The organism is Streptosporangium sp. NPDC048886 (genome assembly GCF_055586905.1).
The window spans coordinates 173,788-189,342 of record NZ_JBVJHH010000002.1 but is presented as its reverse complement, the minus strand read 5'-3'; the positions used below and the strand labels follow the sequence as shown (position 1 = coordinate 189,342).

Sequence of the window (15,555 nt, the reverse complement as noted above, 5' to 3'; positions counted from 1 at the left end):
GCATTGACCCCTGACAGCGTGGACGCCGGGCCTGCCCGGCTGCGGCACCGGCTGCACATGCTGGCGGGCTTCCTGCTGCTCGGAGCCATCGCCTTCAACACCTCGCCCGGTCAGGTGATCTCCGAGACCAAGCTCGACATGGCGCTCAACCCCCTCGGCTTCCTGGCCCGGGCGGTCCACCTGTGGGACGGCGCGTTCTTCGGCCACCTGCAGAACCAGGCCTACGGATACCTCTTCCCGATGGGGCCGTTCTACGCGCTCTTCCAGGCGCTGGACATGCCCCCGTGGAACATCCAGCGCCTGTGGATGACGCTGGTGCTGTGCACGGCGTTCGCCGGCGTCGAGCGGGTCGCCCGCGCGATGGGCGCCGGCACCCCCGCCACCCGGGTCCTAGCCGGCCTCGCCTACGCCCTGGCCCCGCACGCCGTCGCGCTGATCGGGGTCAACTCCTCGGAGTTCCAGCCGAGCGCCGTGCTGCCCTGGATCCTGCTGCCGCTCGTGCACGGCACCCGGCCGCAGGCGAGCCCGCGCCGGGCGGCGGCCCTGTCGGCCCTGGCGTTCCTGTTCGCCGGCGGGGTCAACGCGGTGGCCGAGCTGGCGGTGCTCGTCGTGCCGCTGCTGTACCTGCTGACCCGGCGCGGCGGGCGCCGCCGGCGGCGCCTGCTGCTGTGGTGGCTGGGCTGCGTGGGCGCGGTGTCGATGTGGTGGCTGGCGCCGCTGCTGGTGATGGGCCGCTACATCTTCTCCTTCCTGCCGTTCATCGAGACCGCCGGCGCCACCACCAGCGTCACCTCGCTGATCAACGTCCTGCGGGGCACGTCGAGCTGGATCGCGTTCCTGCCGGTGGACGGGGAGGCGTGGCTGCCGGCGGCCTTCGCGCAGGCGACCGGGCCCGTGCTGATCGCGCTGACCGCGCTCGCCGCCGGGTGCGGCCTCGCCGGGATCGCCGCCCGCGCGACCCCGGAGCGGGCCTTCCTCGCGATCAGCCTGCTGGCCGGGGTCGTCATCGTCTCCGCCGGGCACGCCGACGCGCTCGCCCATCCGTGGACCGGCCAGGTGAGGGCGCTGCTGGACGGCCCCCTCGCGCCCTTCCGCAACCTGCACAAATTCGACGCCCTCATCCGGCTCCCGCTCGCCCTGGGCCTGGCGGCGCTGCCCCTGACCGCTCCCGCGCGGCTGCGCAGAGCCGTCCTCGCCGCCACCGCCGGGCTCGTCGCCCTCACCACGCTGCCCGTCGCCGCGGGGGTCACCCCCACGGGGGCGTTCGCCGAGATCCCCTCCTACTGGAGGGACGCCGCGACCTGGCTGAACCGCAACACCGGCGACGGCATGGTCCTGGCCGTCCCCGGCTCGCGCCGGGGCGAGTATCTGTGGGGCCGCCCGATGGACGAGCCCATGCAGTCGCTGCTGACCGTGCGCTGGGCCACCCACACCAACGTCCCCTGGGGCTCGCCGGGGCTGGCCCGGCTGGTCCAGGCGGTGGACGAGCGCTTCGCCACGGGCCGGGGCTCGCCGGGGCTCACCTCGGCGCTGCGCCGGATCGGCGTCACCCACCTGCTGGTCCGCAACGACCTCGCCCGCCAGAGCCTCGGCACGGCCTGGCCCGCGCGGGTCCACCAGACCCTCACGGACTCCACCGGCCTGCGCCGGGTCGCCGCCTTCGGGCCGGAGGTCGGGGCCAGGTCCAGCCCGACGGCCGCGGGCTGGGTCGAGCAGCCCTATCCCGCGCTGGAGGTCTACGCGGTCCCCGACCCCGCGCCGCCGGTCGCCACCGTCCCTCGCGACGGGACGCTCCGGGTCGCCGGGGCCCCCGAGGCGGCGCTCGCCCTGGCCGAGGAGGGGCTGCTCGACGACGACCGGCCCATGATGATCGGCGACGAGCCCGGGACGGCCACGACGCCTCCGGGCCGGCGGGTGGTGACCGACACGCTGCGCCGGCGCGAGATCGTCTTCGGCGATCTGCGCCGCATCGCCACCGCCACGCTCACCGAGGAGCAGCCGCTGGAGCGCGGCCGGCAGAGCGACCTCACCGACCCCGCCTGGGCCGACGCCACCGCCACCGCCCGCTACTCCGGCATCGAGGACGTGCGAGCCTCCTCCGCCGAATCGGGGATCGGGGCCGCCGGCGGGCGCGATCCGGGACGCCAGCCGTACGCGGCGCTCGACGGCGACCCGCGCACCGGGTGGCGCTCCGACGGCTGGAACGGCGCGGTCGGGGAGTGGCTGGAGGCGCGCTTCGTCGAGCGCGTCGACATGCCCCGGATCACCGTCGCGTTCGAGAAGGGCACGCTGGGGCCGCCCGTGGCGGAGGTCGCCCTGGAGACCGAGGGCGGCACGCGCCTGGTGCCGGTCCAGGAGACCGCCGACCCGCAGCTCCTGCACCCGCCGGCCGGCCGGACCTCCTGGCTGCGGATCCGGGTCACCAAGCTCGCCTCCGAGCCCAGGATCCGGGTCGGCACCCGCGTCGGCATCACCGAGGTCGCGATCCCCGGCGTGCGGGCCACGCGCAGCATCGCCGTCCCCGCCGACGGCGCGGCGGACCCCGGCACGGTGCTGCTGACCCGCCAGGGCGCGGCGACCGCCTGCATGCGTGGATCGGCGAGCTGGACCTGCTCGCCCTCCCTGGAGATCACGGGCGAGGACGGCCGCGGCTTCGACCGGACCTTCGCCGTCCGTGACGACGGGGAGCTGACCGTCACCGGCAGGGCCGTGCTGACCGATCCCCTCTCCGCCCGGCTGCTGACCACTGTCGCCGGCGTCTTCCCCCAGGTGAGCGCCTCCTCCATGGTGACCGACCACCCGGCGGTGCTCGGCCGCGCGGCCATGGACGGGGACCTGACCACGCTCTGGTACGCCCAGCCCCTCGACCGCCACCCGACCCTGACCGTCAAGCTCCGGAAGAAGATCAGGATCTCGCAGATCATGGTCCTGTTCCCCGACTCGTTCCTGGGGCAGCCGCCGGTCAAGGTGAGCGTGAGCGGCGGCGGCCGTACGGTGCAGGGCTGGATCGGCGCCGACGGGCGGGTCGCCTTCTCGCCGATCCGCACCGACCGCCTGGTGATCGGCTTCACCGCCCCCGCGTCCCGGGCGATCGAGGTGGCGGAGGTCACCATCCCAGGGGTGAAGCCGGTCGGCTCGCTCGCGCCGTTCCCGCTGCGACTGCCCTGCGGCTACGGTCCGACGCTCACCGTGAACGGCAACGCCGTGCCCACCGAGATCGTGGACGGCACGCTGGACGACGTGGTCAACGGCCGCCCGCTCGGCTACCGCGCCTGCGATCCGGTCGAGCTGGGCACGGGCACGGCGCGCATCACCGCCGCCGCCACCGACGCCTTCAGGATCGAGTCGGTCGTCGTCCGGTCCGCCGCCGCCCAGGCGGCCCCCGGCGCCGTCTCGGCGGCGCCCACCGTCGCGGAGTCGTGGGGGCAGGGGGAGCGCCGGGTGCGGGTCTCCACCTCGGTCCCCTCCTACCTGGTGGTCAACGAGAACCACAACGCCGGCTGGCAGGCATATCTCGACGGCAGGCGGCTGCCGCCGGCCAGGCTGGACGGCTGGCGGCAGGCGTGGGAGCTGCCCGCCGGGCAGGGGGTGGTGACCATGCGCTACGAGCCCGACTCCGCCTACCGCACGGCACTGTTCGGCGGCTGGATCCTGGTGCTCCTGGTGGCGGCGCTGGCGCTCGTCCGCCCCTCCGGAACGGCCCCGCCGCCGGCGACGGCGCCCGCCGCGGTCCGCGCGGCCTGGATCTGGCCGCTCGCCCCGCTCGTCGGCCTGTGGACCGGCGGCGCCGCGGGCGCCGCGATCGTCACCGGGGCGCTGGCGCTGTGGGCCTGGCTGGGGGCCGTGGCCCGGGCCAGGCACGCCCGCCTCACCTCGCTGCCCGGCCTCGCGGGCGCGGCCACCGCGCCCTGGGTGCTCGCCGTCCCGCCCGGCCTGGCCGGTCTCGCGCTCGCCGCGGGCACCGTGTACGGCGGGGCCGAGGCGACCGCGGCGCTCGCCGGCCCGCTGACCGGCGCCGTGCCGCAGGTGCTCTGCCTGCTGACGCTCGCATGGCTGATGGCCTCGGTCCCCGAGCGGGTCCCGGCCGCGCCTCCTCCGGCGCGGCCCGCCCCGGCCGGCCGGTCCGGGCCGGTGGCGGTGGGCCGGTGACCCGCTCCGCGGCCTCCCGGCCGGTCATCCGCTCCGCGACCTCCCGGGCGGTGCTCGCGGGCACGGGCGCCTTCCTCGTCACCCTCGCGGCGCTGCTGCGCTTCTACGTCTACGACAGCGTCCTGGTGCTGCCGCTGGAGCAGAGCACGACCTACCACCTGGTCGCCCGGGACGCCGACTACTTCGACACCGCCACCCTCACCTCCCACGCCCACGTCCCGCTGGTGTCCACCAGGACGGTGAGCGGGGACACCCGCGCCGGAGACGCCGGCACGGCGGTGTGGGTGGAGTTCGCCTCGCTCACCACCGCCTCCGGCGACCGGATCGACTATCACGAGCGCAGGACCGCCTTCGACCGCAGGACGGGCATGGCGGTCGCCTGCTGCGGGGAGTACGTCGACGAGGACCCCAGGGCCCGGCAGACGGGCCTGGCCTTCCGGCTGCCCTTCCGCGCCGAGCCGCGCTCCTACCCGATGTACGACACGGTGCTGCGCACGGCGGTCCCGCTCCGCTACGAGCAGCAGGAGCAGGTCGAGGGCCTGCGGACCTACCGCTACACCTACACGGCGGGCCCGATCAAGATCGAGGACATCCCCGGACAGTTCCCCGGCAAGGTCCTGGGCCTGCCCGAGTGGCGGGCCATCGGCGTCTCCCGCTACGCCCAGGTGACCCGCACGATCTGGGTCGAACCGGAGAGCGGCATGACGGTCAAGGTGCGGGAGAGCCACCGCCAGGGCCTGCGCACCCCCGACGGCATCGAGCGCAGGGTGAGCCTCCGGGCGGACCTGTCGATGCCCCCCGAGGAGGTCAGGGGCAGGGCCGCCGACGCGCGGGCCTTCACCCGGTGGGTGCTCGCCGTCCGCGACCTGCTGCCCGGCCTCTTCCTCGCGGCCGGACTCGTACTGGCGTTCCTGGGCCGCCGTCCCCGCAGACCGCCCCGGCCCCCCGGGCCGGAGGAGACCGGGCCGCAGGCGCGTGCGGCCGGTGCGGAGCGGCCGGGACGGGAGCGCGCATGAGCGGCGGCGCGGTCGAGGTCGAGCTGCGGCTGCCGGGCTGGGCGCGGAGCGCCTCCGTGCGGCGGCACGGGCTCGCGGTCACGGCGGCGCTCCTGCTGCTGGCCGGGCTCACCTTCAAGGGATGGCTGCTCAGCCGGTCCTACTTCGCCGAGGACGACATCGTCTTCATCGGGCGGGCCGTGGCCGAGCCCTTCGGCTGGGATCACCTGCTCCGGGTGCACATCGGCCACCTGATGCCGGGCTCACTCGCGCTGGTCCGCGTCATGACGGCGATCTCCCCCTACGGCTGGACGCTGGCTTCGGCCGTGATCCTCGCGCTGTGCGCGGCGGCGGCCCTGGCGCTGTACCGGCTGCTGCGCCTGCTGTGCGGCGCCCGGCCGCTCATCCTCGTCCCGCTCGCCTTCTTCCTGTTCGCGCCGGCCAACTTCCAGGCCGGCACCTGGTTCGCGGCGGCGCTCAACATCCTGCCCCTCCAGGTGGCCATGCTCATGGCCATGTGCTCCCAGGTGCTGCTGATCCGCACCGGCGGGCTCCGGCACGCGCTCGCGGGGGTCGCCTGGACCTGTGCCGGCCTGCTCTTCTTCGAGAAGGCGCTCCTCATCCCGCCGGTGCTGTTGCTCCTGACGGTGCTGCTGTCGGCCCGGGAGCACGGCGTGATCGGGGCCGCGCGCAGGCACCTGGGCCTGTGGGCGGCCCACCTGGCGGTGGGCGGCGCCTACCTCCTCGGTTACGTCCTGGCCGCCGGGCGGGCCGGCGGCCAGGGGTTCGCGTTCCCGGACTTCTACACGGCGACGGACTACGCCGGGACCTTCTTCGGCGGCACGGTCCCGACCCTGCTCGTGGGGGGCCCGCTGAGCTGGGGCGCGGAGACCACGACCGGGCCGCTGGTCGCCCACCGGCCGGTCGAGGTCGCGGTGGCCTGGCTGGTCCTGGCCGCCGTCGTGGCGGGCACCTGCCGCCGGCGCCCCGCGGCGGTCCCCGCCTGGGCGCTGGCGGCCGGCTATCTCCTGGTCGCCGACGGCCTGCTGATCATGATCGTCCGGACGGGACCCGGGTCGGCCTCCGAGAGCCGCTACATCGCCGACGCGATGCCCGTGCTCGCCGTCTGCCTGGCCCTGGTCCTGATGCCGTGGCGGGATCTCCCACCCGGGCCGGGCCCCTCGCCGCGGGGTCCGTCCCCGAGGGCCGAGCCTCCGCCGGGGGAGGCGCCCTCGGGCACCGGGGCGCCGCCCCCGGCGGGCGGGTCCTCGCAGGCCGTCTCCCTGTCCGTCCTGCCGGCCGTGTGTGCTTATGTGGTGCTCGCCCTGGTGTCGGCCTCGGGCTTCGCCCGGGGCCTGCCGGGCGAGGCCAACCGCGCCTACTTCGAGGCGGCCCGCGCGGATCTGGCCGCGCTCGGCCCGGAGACGGGCGTCTACCCCGCCCTGCTGCCCGACAGGTTGATGTTCCCCTGGCAGGCGATGGAGGACCGGCTGACCTCCCGGGCGCTCAGCCCGCTGGCCCGGGGCGCGCTGCGCGAGCGGATCAGCCGTCCGGGGGCGGCCCACCGCGCGGTGACCTTCGACGACCGGGGCCACCTGGTGCCCGCCACCGTCTTCGGCGGGTACGTGGCGGCGCCGGCCGGCTCCTGCCTCCCGCTGCGCGGCGGTACGGCCGTCGCCGACCTGCCCGAGGCCCGCGCGGGGAACATCGTCCGCATCGACTACCGGGTGTCGCGGGACGCCCCGGTGACCGTGCTCAGGGGCGGCCGGCGGAGCGAGGTCCTGCTCCGGGCCGGCCGGGACCGGGTCTACTTCCCGGCCGAGATCGCCCGGGGTCCGGTGCGGATCTCGGTCCCGGGGGGCTCCGCCTGCCTGCGGGCGGTGGTGCTCGGCGCCGCCGTACCGGAGAGGCCGGCCGGCGGCGCGGCGCGGGCGCCGGCGGTCCCCCCGAGGGCGGCCGGCGGCGGTCCGGCGGGGGCGGTCAGTGCCGGCGCAGGATGAGCAGCAGGTTCCAGCTCACGATCTCGCGCAGCCCCGGGACGCGGATCACCGGGGTCGCCCAGCGCGGGTGGTAGCGGGGCAGGGCGTCCAGGACCGTGGCGTCGGGCTGCCGGCCGGCCCAGCGCAGCGCCGCGCCCACCGAGACGGGGTAGAGGCTCGCGCCGTAGACGTTCTTGGGGGACCTGCCGTGCTTGCGGGTGTAGCGGGCGGCGGCGCGGTGGCCGCCGAGGTAGTGCCAGGGAGAGGTCTCGTGACCGCCCCAGGGCGACAGCCAGTTGGTGAACGACAGGTAGATCACGCCGCCCGGCCTGGTCACCCGGACCATCTCGTCGGCCATCCGCCACGGGTCGGGCACGTGCTCCAGCACGTTGGAGGAGAAGCAGACGTCCACCGAACCGGTGGCCAGCGGCAGGTCGAGCGCGCTGCCCAGCACCGCCCCCTCGGGGGCGGCGCCCTGGCGGGCCAGCATCTCGCCGGCGTCGCAGTCCACGCACACCGGGCGGGCGCCCACGGCCCGCAGCACGTCGGTGAAGTAGCCCGGGCCGCCCCCGACGTCGGCGACGAGCGCGCCGTCCAGTTCGGTGTAGGCGGCGAGCTGGGCGACCGTGTCGCGGGCCAGCATGCCGTAGAAGAAGTCGGGGTCGCTCTGCTCCTTGCGGAAGGCGCCGAGCAACCTGACCGACCGGCCCAGCGTGGCCCGGAACGGTGCCTGAGGGATCTCCAACGCTGCTCCTCCACGGAGTCGGACAGATGTGGAACGGATCAGGTCCCGACAGAGTCGAACAGATCAGCTCTTCACCGAGTCAAACAGATCGGGTGCGCCGGAGCATAACACCGCATTGATAGCAATCTTGTCCTGCTCGTAGGGTGTCCCGCCGGAGCGCGGGATCAGAGGGAGAGCCGGTGGAGGCCATGGAGACCGGGCGGTCGGAACCGCCCGCGCTGCGGATCACGCTGCCCGGCTGGCTGGCGGCCCTGCGCGGCCCGGTGCTGCCGGCCGCGGTCGCCCTCATCGTGGCCTCACTCGTCCTGCGGGCGCTGATCCTGCGCGACTCCTACTTCGTCGAGGACGACCTGCTGTTCGTGGGCAACGCCTACGAGAACGGCCTCACCCTCGACTACGTGACCCGGGTGCACAAGGGCCACTTCATGCCCGGCGCGATCGCGCTGACCTGGGTGCTGTCGCGGATCGCCCCCTACGACTGGCTGCTGGTGGCCGCCGTCACCCTCGCCGCGCAGACACTGCTCGGCGTGCTCGCGCTCCGGCTGCTGCGGACCCTGTTCGGCACCCGCCCGGCGATCCTGCCGCCGCTGGCGCTGCTGCTGTTCTCCCCGCTGACGGTCCCGGCGTTCGGCTGGTGGGCGGCCGCCGTCAACGCGGTCCCGCTCCAGCTCGTCCTGGTGCTCGCGCTGACCGCCCAGGTCCGTTTCACCCGCGGGGAGGGCGCCCGGTACGGCCGGCACGCGCTGGCCTGGTGCGTGGCCGGCATGGCCTTCAGCACCAAGGGCGTCTTCGTCGCCTTCCTGCTCTACGCGCTGACCACGGCCTTCCTCCGGGACCGGGAGACCGGCTGGGTCCGGTCGATGTGCCGCGAGGTGCGGTGGCACTGGCGGCTGTGGTCGGCGCACGTGATGGTGATGGCCGCCTACACCATCGTCTACCTCGCCAGGATGGGGACCGCCCCGGGCGAGGGCGCGTCGGTGCCCGATCCCGACGTGGCCGTGGGCCTGGTCTCGCGCCTGCTGGGCCGGACGTTCCCCAGCGGGGCGGTCGGCGGCCCGGTGACGTGGGCGCCGGTCACCCCGACCGGTGGCCTGGCCGGCCCCTCCGACGCCGTCGTCGCCCTCTCCTGGACGGTGCTGGCGGCACTGCTGGCGGTCACGGTCGTCCACCGGCGCCGAGCGCTGCGGGCGTGGATCGTCCTGGCCGGTTACCTGCTGTTCGCCGACGCCGTCCCGACGGTGATCGCCCGGGGCGGCCACGTGGCGCTGGTGGGCGCGGAGACCCGTTACGTCGCCGACGCCGCCGTGGTCCTGGCGGTCTGTCTGGGCCTGGCGCTGCTGCCGGTCAAGGGGGAGGACGGCGCCTACCGCCGCGCGCTGCCCGCCCGGGCCCCGCTCGTCCTGGTCGCCGGGCTGACCACCGGGGCCTACCTGGTGCTGTCGGTGATCTCGACCGTGACCTACCGGGAGACCCTCAGCGGCGAGCGCGTCCGGGCCTACCTGGACACCGCCGCCGCGCAGCTCGCCGCCGCACCGGACAACGTCGTGATCTACCCGACCCCGCTCCCCGGGGACATCGTGCTGTCGTGGAACGGCGACCGGCGGCTCAGCGACCGGCTGCTCGCCCCGCTGGCCCGTCCCGCCGTACGGGCGAGGATGGCCCATCCCGAGCCGACCGAGGACGCCCGGGTCTTCAACCGGGACGGCGAACTGGTCCGGATGAAGGTCTTCGGCTTCTTCGCAGCCCGGGCCGAGGACCAGCTCTGCCTACCGGTGGTGAACGGGGCCGCCGTCTTCCCGGACGCGCTCTCCTTCGGCGGGCCGGCCACCGCGGGCGGCCTGGCCTACTCGGCCGACCGGCCGGTCTCGGTGACCGTGGAGGTCGGGCAGGAGCGCATCGTGCTCAACCTGCGGAAGACGCCCGGCGGATTGATCCACTTTCCGGTGACGGCCGTGAGCCGGGGGATGCGGATCGTGATGGACGACCCGACGGCCCCGGTCTGCCTGGCCGCCGTGGCCCTGGGCACGCCGGCCGCCGAGGGTGATCCGTCCTCCTAGCCCCGCCGTACGGCGGCCGCGCGGTCCGGGTCGCAGGCCCCGGTCAGTCCCGGCCGAGCCAGAGGTCGGGGCCGAACACCTCGTAGTGGATGTCCGAGGCGGGCAACCCGCGCCGGAGCAGCTGGGAGCGGACGGCGCGCATGAACGGCAGCGGCCCGCAGAGGCAGGCGACCAGTCCGTCGGGCAGGTCGATCCCGGCCAGGTCGACGTGGCCGACGTTCGGCGCCGGCCGGCAGGAGCAGTCGCCCGCCTCCTCGTACCACCGGTGCAGGGTGGCGCCGGGCAGGGCGGCGACCAGCCGCGTGAGCTCGCCCCGGTGGGTGTGGTCGGCCGGGGTGCGGTCGGCGTGGACGACGGTGACCCGGCGGGTGGAGCCGGTGGCCGCCAGATGATCGACCATCGACAGGACGGGGGTGGCGCCGATCCCGGCCGAGGCGAGGAGCAGCGGGGCGTCGCCCTCGGGCAGGGTCAGGTCGCCGAACGGCGCGGAGACCGTCAGCACGTCGCCGGCCCGGACGTTCGCGTGCAGCCAGCCGGACACCTCACCGTCCGGGGTGTCGTCGCCGCGCACCCGCTTGACGGTGATCCGCCAGTCGTCCCGCTCCGGGGCGCACGACAGGCTGTACTGCCGGATCTGCCGCGCGCCGTCGGGCAGGGTGACCGCGACGCTGACGTACTGGCCGGGCTTGAAGGACAGCGAGGTCTGGGGCCGCAGGGTGAAGGAGACCGCGTCCGCGGTCTGCGGCCGCCGCTCGGTCACCGTCGCCTGCAGCCAGCTCTCGCCCGGGTCGCGCCGGAGGCCGGCCTCCAGCGCGATCAGCGCCTCCGCCATCAGCCAGTAGACCTCCTCCCAGGCTTCGGCCACCTCGGGGGTGACGGCGTCGCCGAGCACCTCGGCGATGGCGGCGAAGAGGTATTTGTGCATACTAATTAAAGGTCCGTGACCCTACGGCCGGGTCGACGGCGGCCGGCCGGGCTGGGAGACGACGCGGTTCAGACGGCGGGCGGGCCGCTCCACCAGCCGGTGGGTCAGGGTGGCCAGCACGAGCGTCACGGCGGTGACGGCCGCCAGGTTGCCCAGGAAGCCGCCGGAGAACGGCTGCTGCTCGGTGAACCCGTACCAGAGGTAGATCACCACGAACTGCCAGAGGAAGACGCCGTAGGAGACGCGGCCGAGGAAGCCCATCACCCGGTTGGCGAGCAGGCGCCTGACCGGCGAGTCGCCCGGCGGTGGCAGCGCGGCCGGGACGAGCAGGCAGGACGCCACGGCCGTGTAGAGGACCAGCTCGAACATCCCCGACCAGACGCCGTCGATGCCGAGGAATCGGGTCCCGGTGACCGGGGAGGCCGCGAGCGCGTACGCCATGGCCGCGACCAGCCACCACGAGCCGGGGGAGGCGGCCGCCGCCCTCCTGAACCGCCGCGCCGGGGAGCTCTCGTCCGGGTCGGCCTCCACCCAGACCAGCACCACGGCCAGGGCCATCCCGGCGGCGAAGAAGATCATCGACCTGGGCGGCCAGACGTTCAGGTAGGGCCGGTACTGCGGGTAGTAGCTCAGCAGTGTCCAGGCGAAGGACAGCGCCGCCAACGCGCCCAGGCCGGCGAGCAGCCGTCCGGCGCGGGCGCGCACGTCCTCGCCGCCGCGCCGGGCGAAGGCCGCCAGGCCCGCCGCGATCAGGGGGAGCGCGACGTAGAAGGCCACCTCGACCGAGAGGCTCCACATCTGGGCCAGGCCCTTCGGTCCCAGGGCGAACCACCAGGGGTCGGTGACGTAGTTCTGGTTCAGGGTGAGGAGCTGGAACCAGGTCCAGCCGTCGGACAGGTGGTCGCGCGACCAGATGAGCATGGCCGTGACGGTCACCAGCCAGTAGGCGGGCAGGATGCGCACGGCCCGCTTCCACAGGTACGCCCGGGTGCGGACGGGGGCGCCGCCGAGCAGCAGCGACGCCGCGAAGGGGCGGTAGAGCAGCAGCCCGGAGAGGGCGAAGAAGATCGGCACGGCCACGTCGCCGCGGGCGAGCAGTGCGCCGCCGAAACCCTCCTCCAGCGCGGTCGCGGACTCGGTCGCCACGTGGAAGACGAGCACCGCGAGCGAGGCGACGGCGCGCACGCCGTCGAGGGCGTCCAGGTGGCCGCCGGTGCGGGGAAGGCCCCCCGGGGAGCCGTCCCGGCGCGCGGGGAGCTCGTCCTGACGTCCGGAAGAGTCGTCCCGGTGCTCGGGAAGGTCGTCCTGGTGTCCGGGAGGGCCGTCCTGGCGCGCGGGGAGATCCCGCCGGGAGAGGGACCCGAATGTAGAACCTGTTTCGGTCACTTTTCCGCATCCCTCGTGACGTCGGTCACTCTCGCCACCTAACATACTGGCCAGTAGCTTTGTTAATCCACAAATCTCCCCCTAAACCCCCCAAGCTGTGATCCCCCCAGGAGGGTAGATGCGCCGGATCGTCGGAGTAGTCCTTATAGCCGTCGGGGCGTTCCTCATCGTGCTGGCACCGCTGGTGCGCTTCCAGATCGGCGGCAGCCTGATCGCGGCTCCGGCCGCGCAGTACGGGGTGAGCAAGCTGGAGGCCCAGGGGGCCCAATACTTCTACCCCAAGGCTCTCAAGGTGATGACCGGCGACCTCGGCATCACCGTCACCACCCGCGGAGACGTCTCCCAGTCCCAGGGCGACCGGGTCGTCTGGGACGAGTTCACCGCGGTCAGCGACGTGACCAACGGCAATCCGGACGTCTCCTTCGGCGAGCGGCGCAGCGCCTTCAACAAATACACCGGCGAGGGCGTCGACTGCTGCGCGGTGAACATCGACAAGAAGCCCGTCAAGATGGAGGGCCAGATCTACAAGTTCCCGTTCGACGTCGAGAAGAAGACCTACAAGGTCTTCAACTCCACCGCCGGCAGGGCCTTCGACGCCAAGTTCGTCGACGAGGAGACGGTCAACGGGCTGCGGGTCTACCGGTTCGAGCAGGACGTCCCGCCGACGAAGACCGAGACCCGCACCGTCCCCGCCTCGATCCTGGGGGTGACCGACACGACGGGCGACATCCAGGTGGACCGGTTCTACGACGGTAAGAACACGTACTGGATCGAGCCCACCACCGGCTCGCCGGTCAAGCAGGAGCAGCAGCGCCACGAGGTCCTCAAGACCCAGGACGGCGCCAAGAGCACCGTCGCCTTCGTGGCGACGGCGAAGATGACCCCCCAGACGGTCAACGACCTGGTGAAGAACGCCACCGAGGGCAAGAGCCAGATCACCATGATCAAGGTGACGATCCCGCTCGTCCTGCTCGTGCTGGGCGTCGCCCTGCTGGCCGGCGGGTTCTTCGCGGTCCGCGGTGCCGGCAGGGCCTGACAAGCCGGGACGGTGAACGAGGAAACGGTGGTCGCGCGGCCGCCGGCGGACCCGCCGGCGGCCGCGCGCGCTGCCCGCGGTTTCTCGCCCGCCGCTCTCGTCCGGGCCTGCCGGCCGCGCCAGTGGCTGAAGAACGTCCTGGTCTTCGCGGCCCCGGCGGCGGCCGGGGTGCTGGTGACCGTCCAGGGGCTGCTGGGCTCGCTGGTCGCCTTCGCGGCGTTCTGCGTGGCCGCGAGCGGCACCTACCTGCTCAACGACGCCGCCGACGTCGAGGCCGACCGTCGGCACCCGCGCAAGCGGCACCGCCCGGTCGCGGCCGGCCTGGTCCCGGTACGGCTCGCGCGGGTCGCCGGGGTCCTGCTCGTGGCGCTGGCTCCGGCGGTCGCCGCGCTGTCCGGCGGCTGGCGGCTTCCGGCCGTGGTCGCCGGATACCTGGTGCTGACCTTCTCCTACACCTACTGGCTCAAGCACCGGGAGGTGGTGGACCTGGTGGCGGTCGCGGCCTGTCACGTGGTCCGCGCCTACGCCGGGGCGGTCGCCGTGGACGTGCCGGTGACGCGCTGGTTCCTCGTGGTGGTCTCGCTCGGCTCGCTCCAGCTCGTGGCCGGCAAGCGCGAGGCCGAGCTGCGCGCCTCCGGCGGCGGCTCCACGCGGGCCATCCTGGCCGCCTACACTCCCGGATACCTGGCGGGCGTCCGTATGATGTCCTCCGGCGCCATGATCGTGACCTACTGCCTGTGGGCGCTCAGCGACCACCCGGGGCCGTTCCACGGGATCAGCATCGTCCCCTTCGTGCTCATCGTCCTACGGCACAACCTGCTGGTGGACCGGGGAGTGGGGGAGGAGCCCGAGGAGCTCGCCCTGCGCGACCGGCACATCCAGGCGTTCGTCGCACTCCTGCTCGTCTCGCTCGCCCTCGGGATCTATCTGCCATGACCTTCCTGACCGGCTGGGGCCGTACCGCACCGACCCCCGCGCGCCTGGCCCGCCCCCGCTCCGCGAGGGAGGTCGCCGAGCTGGTACGGCGGGCCCCCGGCCGGGGCGTCGCCGCCCGGGGACTCGGCCGCTCCTACGGCGACGCGGCGCAGAACGCCGGGGGACTGGTCCTCGACTGCACCGCGCTGACCTCGTGGTCCATCGACGAGAGCACCGGCCTGGTCACCGCGGCCGCCGGGCTGAGCCTGCACGACCTGATGGCCGCCCTGGTACCCCGGGGCTGGTTCGTCCCGGTCACGCCGGGCACCCGGCACGTGACGGTCGGCGGGGCCGTGGCGGCCGACGTGCACGGCAAGAACCACCACGCCGACTCCTCCTTCGGCGCCCACCTGCGCTCCCTCACCCTGGTCACGGCCGACGGCGCCGGCCGTACCCTCACGCCGGACGACGACCTGTTCTGGGCCACGGTCGGCGGGATGGGGCTCACCGGCGTGATCACCGAGGCGGTCTTCCGGTGCGTCCCGATCGAGACCTCGCGCATGCGGGTGGACGTCGAGCGCACCCGCGACCTGGACCACACGCTGGAGACGATGGCCGCCACCGACGACCGCTACCGCTACACGGTCGCCTGGATCGACCTGCTCGCCTCCGGCGGCCGGATGGGCCGCAGCGTGCTCACCCGGGGCGACCACGCGGGCCGCGAGGAGCTGCCGCGCGGCGCCGACCCGCTGGCGTTCGCGCCCGCCGCCCGGCTGAAGGCCCCGCCCTGGGCGCCGGGCGGCCTGCTCAACCCGGTGACCGTGCGGGCGTTCAACGAGGCCTGGTACCGCCGGGCGCGTCCCGCGACCGGCCTCCTGCAGGGGCTCGCGCCGTTCTTCCACCCGCTGGACTCGGTGGACGGCTGGAACCGGGTCTACGGTCCGCGTGGCTTCGTCCAGTACCAGTTCGTGGTGCCGGCCGGTGCGGAGGCGACGCTGCGGCGGATCGTCTCCCGGCTGTCGGCCGAGGGCGTGGTCTCCTTCCTCACCGTGCTCAAACGGTTCGGCCCCGGCACGCCGGGGATGCTGTCGTTCCCGATCCCCGGCTGGACGCTCGCCCTGGACATCCCGGCGGGCCGCGCCGGGCTGGCCGCGCTGCTGCGGGAGTTCGACGGCTGGGTCGCCGAGGCGGGTGGGCGGGTCTACCTGGCCAAGGACTCGCGGATGTCGGCCGAGACGGCGGCCGCGATGTATCCGCGGCTGGGGGAGTGGCGTAAGGTCCGCGAGGGGGCCGATCCCGGCGGGGTGTTCCGCTCCGACCTGGCCAGGAGGCTCCTGCTGTGAGGCCGGCTGTGCGGCGCGGGCCTGT

The 15,555-nt window shown here is 74.3% G+C and carries 10 protein-coding genes; 7 read left to right on the top strand and 3 right to left on the bottom strand.

Annotated elements, in window-relative coordinates:
- The first annotated feature begins 3 nt into the window (after nt 1–3).
- From ACZ6R6_RS03110 to ACZ6R6_RS03100, 3 genes are read left to right on the top strand one after another with little or no spacing between them, the layout of a single operon-like run.
- On the top strand, nt 4–4,149 hold the full coding sequence (locus tag ACZ6R6_RS03110) for an alpha-(1->3)-arabinofuranosyltransferase domain-containing protein (protein WP_470089739.1): 4,146 nt from the start codon (nt 4–6) through the stop codon (nt 4,147–4,149).
- Entirely contained in the window at nt 4,146–5,165 is a 1,020-nt protein-coding gene (gene pgfA, locus ACZ6R6_RS03105; RefSeq protein WP_470089737.1) for a cell envelope lipid trafficking protein PgfA, read from the top strand. The genes ACZ6R6_RS03110 and pgfA (ACZ6R6_RS03105) overlap by 4 nt, the downstream gene beginning before the upstream one ends.
- Entirely contained in the window at nt 5,162–7,144 is a 1,983-nt protein-coding gene (locus ACZ6R6_RS03100) for a hypothetical protein (protein ID WP_470089735.1), read from the top strand. The genes pgfA (ACZ6R6_RS03105) and ACZ6R6_RS03100 overlap by 4 nt, the downstream gene beginning before the upstream one ends.
- Here ACZ6R6_RS03100 and ACZ6R6_RS03095 read toward each other — a convergent pair.
- Nucleotides 7,125–7,862, bottom strand: coding sequence for a class I SAM-dependent methyltransferase (locus tag ACZ6R6_RS03095; RefSeq protein ID WP_470089981.1), 738 nt, complete (start codon nt 7,860–7,862; stop codon nt 7,125–7,127). The two genes, ACZ6R6_RS03100 and ACZ6R6_RS03095, sit on opposite strands and share 20 nt — an antisense overlap.
- A 185-nt stretch (nt 7,863–8,047) precedes the next feature.
- Between ACZ6R6_RS03095 and ACZ6R6_RS03090 the strand changes: the two genes are divergently transcribed.
- The gene (locus tag ACZ6R6_RS03090) at nt 8,048–9,925 is read left to right on the top strand and encodes a hypothetical protein (RefSeq protein ID WP_470089734.1); all 1,878 of its coding nucleotides are present in this window, start codon (nt 8,048–8,050) and stop codon (nt 9,923–9,925) included.
- Between the two features lie 43 nt (nt 9,926–9,968).
- Here the strand turns inward: ACZ6R6_RS03090 and ACZ6R6_RS03085 are convergent, their stop codons facing one another.
- Together ACZ6R6_RS03085 and ACZ6R6_RS03080 are read right to left on the bottom strand one after the other, a co-directional pair.
- On the bottom strand, nt 9,969–10,850 hold the full coding sequence (locus ACZ6R6_RS03085) for an FAD-binding oxidoreductase (protein WP_470089733.1): 882 nt from the start codon (nt 10,848–10,850) through the stop codon (nt 9,969–9,971).
- A 21-nt stretch (nt 10,851–10,871) separates the two neighbouring features.
- Nucleotides 10,872–12,236 carry an acyltransferase family protein gene (locus ACZ6R6_RS03080; RefSeq protein ID WP_470089731.1) on the bottom strand — a complete coding sequence of 455 codons (1,365 nt, stop codon included), beginning with the start codon at nt 12,234–12,236 and terminating at the stop codon, nt 10,872–10,874.
- Nucleotides 12,237–12,354: 118 nt separating this feature from the next.
- Here ACZ6R6_RS03080 and pgfA (ACZ6R6_RS03075) point away from each other — a divergent pair, with 118 nt between their 5' ends.
- Genes pgfA (ACZ6R6_RS03075) through ACZ6R6_RS03065 form a run of 3 tightly spaced genes read left to right on the top strand, consistent with a single transcriptional unit; the run spans nt 12,355 to nt 15,530 of the window.
- The gene (gene pgfA, locus ACZ6R6_RS03075) at nt 12,355–13,272 is read left to right on the top strand and encodes a cell envelope lipid trafficking protein PgfA (protein ID WP_470089729.1); all 918 of its coding nucleotides are present in this window, start codon (nt 12,355–12,357) and stop codon (nt 13,270–13,272) included.
- 12 nt (nt 13,273–13,284) lie between these two features.
- Nucleotides 13,285–14,208: a decaprenyl-phosphate phosphoribosyltransferase gene (locus ACZ6R6_RS03070; RefSeq protein ID WP_470089727.1), complete on the top strand. Its 924-nt coding sequence runs from the start codon at nt 13,285–13,287 to the stop codon at nt 14,206–14,208.
- On the top strand, nt 14,205–15,530 hold the full coding sequence (locus tag ACZ6R6_RS03065; protein WP_470089725.1) for an FAD-binding oxidoreductase: 1,326 nt from the start codon (nt 14,205–14,207) through the stop codon (nt 15,528–15,530). Before ACZ6R6_RS03070 ends, ACZ6R6_RS03065 begins: the two co-directional genes overlap by 4 nt.
- Nucleotides 15,531–15,555: the final 25 nt, after the last annotated feature.

Bases quoted from the DNA above. Each gene is read 5' to 3' on its own strand.
- ACZ6R6_RS03100 (WP_470089735.1), top strand. From the start codon at position 5,162: ATGAGCGGCGGCGCGGTCGAGGTCGAGCTGCGGCTGCCGGGCTGGGCG.
- ACZ6R6_RS03085 (WP_470089733.1), bottom strand. From the start codon at position 10,850: ATGCACAAATACCTCTTCGCCGCCATCGCCGAGGTGCTCGGCGACGCC.
- pgfA (WP_470089729.1), top strand. From the start codon at position 12,355: ATGCGCCGGATCGTCGGAGTAGTCCTTATAGCCGTCGGGGCGTTCCTC.
- ACZ6R6_RS03065 (WP_470089725.1), top strand. From the start codon at position 14,205: ATGACCTTCCTGACCGGCTGGGGCCGTACCGCACCGACCCCCGCGCGC.